At 41.2% G+C, this 4,742-nt stretch carries 3 protein-coding genes; all 3 read left to right on the top strand.

Going from position 1 to position 4,742, the window contains the following annotated elements:
• Positions 1–574: PorV/PorQ family protein (locus AC1DND_RS23340; protein WP_477584979.1), on the top strand; the 574-nt coding region annotated here is incomplete at its 5' end.
• A gap of 134 nt (positions 575–708) precedes the next feature.
• Entirely contained in the window at positions 709–900 is a 192-nt protein-coding gene (locus AC1DND_RS23335; protein ID WP_477584978.1) for a response regulator, read from the top strand.
• Positions 897–4,742 (top strand): Ig-like domain-containing protein (locus tag AC1DND_RS23330; protein ID WP_477584977.1); only part of this gene is annotated, 3,846 nt, incomplete at its 3' end. The genes AC1DND_RS23335 and AC1DND_RS23330, both read left to right, overlap by 4 nt.

Raw genomic sequence — 4,742 nt, 5'->3', positions numbered from 1 at the left:
CCGTACCGGGGTGATGTTGTTCGGAGGGCCTGCAGATTGGTCGATGGGGGTAAATATATCCAACATCGGGACAAAAATGAGCTATAGCGATACCGGAACACCATATTTTCTGCCTACTGAGCTGAAACTGGGCTCTGCAGTCACTTTCACTGGAAATGAAAGCAAACTGACSCTGGCCTTGGATCTGAATAAACTGCTTATACCTACCCAGCCTATTTATTCACCTGATGGAGAGATTATCAGTGGAAAGAACCCGGATCGGTCTGTTCCTGCAGGKATYTTYGGGTCATTTAATGATGCACCCGGAGGCTTTAGTGAAGAAGCAAGGGAAATAGGTTTATCAACCGGGCTCGAACTGTTATTTAAAGATAGGTTGGTATTCCGTGCAGGCTATAACTACCAGGATGCACAGAAAGGTGATGGCAGTTATTTTACCCTTGGTGCGGGCTTTAGGTATCAGATCTACAGCATTGATCTGTCTTATCTCGCCACGGCAGAAAGAAGCAATCCGCTCGCCAATACAATTCGGTTTGGCCTTGCGGTAAACTTCCTCCCTAAGAACAGAAACCTGTAGGAGCGATAGTTTATGAAAGGCATGGGTGGTAGTGCTTTTGGGGCAAATGCATGATGCTGATAGGGTAAAGAGATAAAATATTTCTTGCAGAAGATGTATGAGGAATTAAAGATTTAAAAAAAGATAAAATAACTATGGCAAAAAAAATATATATCCTTGAGGATGATGAGGGAATAAAGGATATAATTGAACGCATACTAACCTTGGAGCTTTATGAGGTACAGAGCTTCTCCTCGGTGACGGATTTCTGGCTGGCCGATCATCATCAGGTTGATCTTTACCTTCTGGATGTGATGCTACCGGACGGGAATGGTCTGACCAAATGAAAAAACGATTACTCTCTTTTCTTGCCATGCTATTGCTCTGTGTTTTGGCAAATGCGCAAAATCCCGTTCCTATTGTTGGGGCCGTTTCGAAAAGAACACCTCAAAGTGGAAATGAAACTACAAAAGCTTTTGACGGTAATTTAACTACCATGTATCATTCTAATTGGTCGTTAAATGCCATGCCTGATACGATTGATTTTTACTTTAATGGTGCCAAAAGTATTAACAAAATTGATTATACGCCTAGGCAGAGCCAAACAAATGGTATTTGGACAACTGTTGATGTTTATTATGCTACTGCAGATGCACCAAGTGTTTTTGTAAGCAAATTAACGAATATTACATGGACACTAACCAATACCGTAAAAACAATTGATATGACTGCCAGTCCCATAGTAAAACCTGGCATCGTTCGGTTTGTAATCAGGGCAGCTGGAGGAAATTTTTCTAGCTGTGCCGAAATTAATTTCTCTTCGGCAGACTATTCTGGGGGAGGCTTCCCGATTAGTTTAACCTATAATTTTACGGGTAACCCAACTGTTAATTATATCAATTATATACCCAGACAAGATGGTGGCCAAAATGGTCTTTTTGGKACRGGCGAAATTTGGTATAAAACTACCACTAATACTACCCTTACCAAATTAATGGACTTTAATAATGGTTTTGGCTCATCTTTATATCAAATTAACTTTCCATCTGCTTTAACTAATGTAACCCAGATTGTTGTTAAAGTGCTTACTGGAAGAAATAATTATGCCAGTTGTGCCGAGATGCAATTCTATCAGCAAAGTAGCGGAGGCAATTTATATACTAATATTTTTGCAAATGATCTACATTCAACTTTAAAACCTGGGGTAATCCAAGCCGATATTGATGGCATTACTTCACCATTTTTTAAATCTTTAGCGCAGTGTATTTTTAACAATACCTACAACTATAAATACCGCGTGCAGACGTATGATTTTTATCCAAACCCTGGTACAGTTGAAGGTATTTTAAAATCAAATGGACTAAATCGAGTTGAAAACCCAACAGGTATAGCTTTTAAGGAAAATACAAAAGCAATAGTTTTTGTTGGAGATACCTATGGCGTAAATCCAAACTTGGTTGTTAAAGATTTTATACTTAATGATCATGCCACTGTAGACACTTATCCTTTACAGAAAGGCATAAACATTATTAATATAGCGCACAATGGCCAGGGTTATATTGGTTATTTTAGTAATAGGACCGACTTGCAACCAGTACAGGTTAACATTGCTACAGGCGGTGTAAATGGATATTATGATCCTTTAACAGATACCGATGAAGAGTGGACTAAAATGCTACTTAACGATGTATACCCCAAATTGGATATTAAAGGAACTTATATTAATTTAAATTTCGATAAATCGGCTCTTTTTGCAAATTCGCATGCTAGTGGAAAAGCGTTAATAGCAGCTTATGATGCCATTGTACATATAGAATATACGCAAAACGGTTTGTTCAAATACAATAGAGTACCTAAAAATCATATGTTTGTTAGAAGTGCAGATGATGGTGGAGGATGGTACGCAGGTGGAGACGGTGTCCATTTAGATTTGGGCTGGGGTGGCATTGCGGCGGCTTCAAGTGTTAATGCTAACTGGGGAATTGCCCACGAATTAGGCCATAATAATCAGGTTAGACCTGGAGCCAAATGGGTAGGTACGACAGAGGTAACCAATAATATCAATTCCGCATGGGTAGTATATACCTCAGGGGGTGGAAGTCGTATAGATGATGCTGGTGACTCACCTAAAGCTGGCGTCCCAGGTTTAACTGGTGGTTTGTTTGGTTCTTTATTTAACAATAGCCTCGTACAGAAAAAACATATACAGGATCAAGGAAATGTATTTATGACCTTAGTGCCTTTCTGGCAATTGGAATTGTATTATCAGCTTGGTGGAGGAGGAAAAAATTTACCAACCTTACTGCAAAGGGAAAATGGTACACCCGCTCCAGCTGGACAGCCAGATGTTGCCTATTGGTATGCTGATGTTTTAGAGAGAATGCGTACCACTAGCCAATCAGGCTTAAGTAATGGCCAATTGGTACTCAACTTTATAGATGCTACCTGCGATGCCGTACATGAAGACTTGACTGATTTTTTTGTAAAGAGTGGTTTCCTTTTGCCGATTGATAAGGATATTGATGATTATGGAGTACAACACATCACCATTACCCAGGCAATGATCGATACCTTTATTGCCTCGATACAAGCTAAAGGGTATTCAAAACCTGCATCTCCGGTTTTGAATTATATTTCGTTAAATAGCCTAAACACCTACAAGAATTTTACACCTATGACAGGAGCTACAGGCGTTGGCGTTACTGTTAATTCAGGTACCTTAACTATCGACCATGCCAAATGGACTAATGTAGTTGCTTTTGAAACGTATAATCAAAAAGTACTTACGGATGTAGCTATTTACGGTGCAGGATATCCAACTTTAGCTAACACAAAAACAACGGTTCAATACGGTACTGGTTCTACCAGCGTATATGCCGTGGGCGTTGATGGCTCAAGAAAATTGGTTTATCCGGCGGTAGATGTTGTCAACTCATTGCCAACTGTATCGATTACTTCACCTGTTAGCAATTCAGTAGTTACAGCGGGTAGCGATGTTTCGATTAACGCCAATGCTGCCGATACCGATGGGACAATTACCAAAGTAGAGTTTTATCAGGGGAGCACACTTTTAGGTCAGTCAAGCACTGCGCCTTATAGTTTTATCTGGACTAATCCAGCTGTCGGAAATTACAACCTTACCGCTAAGGCAACCGATAATAACGGAGGAGTAAAGGTATCAGACACGGTGAAGGTGATCATCAATACTTTACCAACAGTGGCCATCAGTTCACCGGCAAACAATACTGTGTTTACGGCTGGTACGAATGTTACTATCGATGCAAATGCCGCTGATACCGATGGAACAATTACCAAAGTAGAATTTTATCAGGGCAGCACTTTATTGGGCCAGTCAACCACTGCACCTTATAGCTTCACCTGGACTAATCCAGCTGTAGGAGCTTATGCACTTACCGCTAAGGCAACCGATAATAACGGAGGAACAAAGATATCAGACACAATTAAGGTTACCATCAATACCTTGCCAACGGTAGCCATCAGTTCACCGACAAATAATGCTGTATATACGGCAGGTGCAAATGTTGTCCTAAATGCCAATGCTGGTGATGCCGACGGTACAATCAGCAAGGTGGAGTTCTATCAGGGTAGCACACTTTTGGGTCAGTCAACCACTGCACCTTATGGCTTTACCTGGAATAACCCTGCTGCAGGAGCTTATGCACTTACCGCCAAAGCAACCGATAATAACGGGGGAACAACGACATCTGCTATCGTAAACGTTACCGTAAATGCCTTGCCAACAATAGCCATCAGTTCACCGGCAAACAATACTGTATATGCTGCAGGTGCAAATGTTACTATTAATGCCAGCGCTACGGATGCGGACGGTACGGTTGCTAAAGTAGAATTTTATCAGGGCAGCACTTTATTGGGCCAGTCAACCACTGCACCTTATAGTTTTACCTGGAACAATCCTTCAGTGGGAAATTATAACCTTACCGCTAAAGCAACTGATAATAACGGGGGAACAACGACATCTGCTATCGTAAACGTTACCGTAAATACCCTGCCAACAATCGCCATCAGTTTACCGGCAAACAATGCTGTATATGCTACAGGTGCAAATGTTACTATTAATGCCAGCGCTACGGATGCGGATGGTACGGTTGCTAAAGTAGAATTTTATCAGGGCAGCACATTGCTGGGTCAGTCAGGCACTGCACCTTAC

The organism is Pedobacter sp. 01N416 (assembly GCF_056399685.1).
Note: the sequence above shows the minus strand (reverse complement) of the source record. Positions and strands in the feature narration are given on the sequence as shown.

Coding starts and splice junctions, on each gene's coding strand:
- AC1DND_RS23335 (WP_477584978.1), top strand. CDS start 709: ATGGCAAAAAAAATATATATCCTTGAGGATGATGAGGGAATAAAGGAT.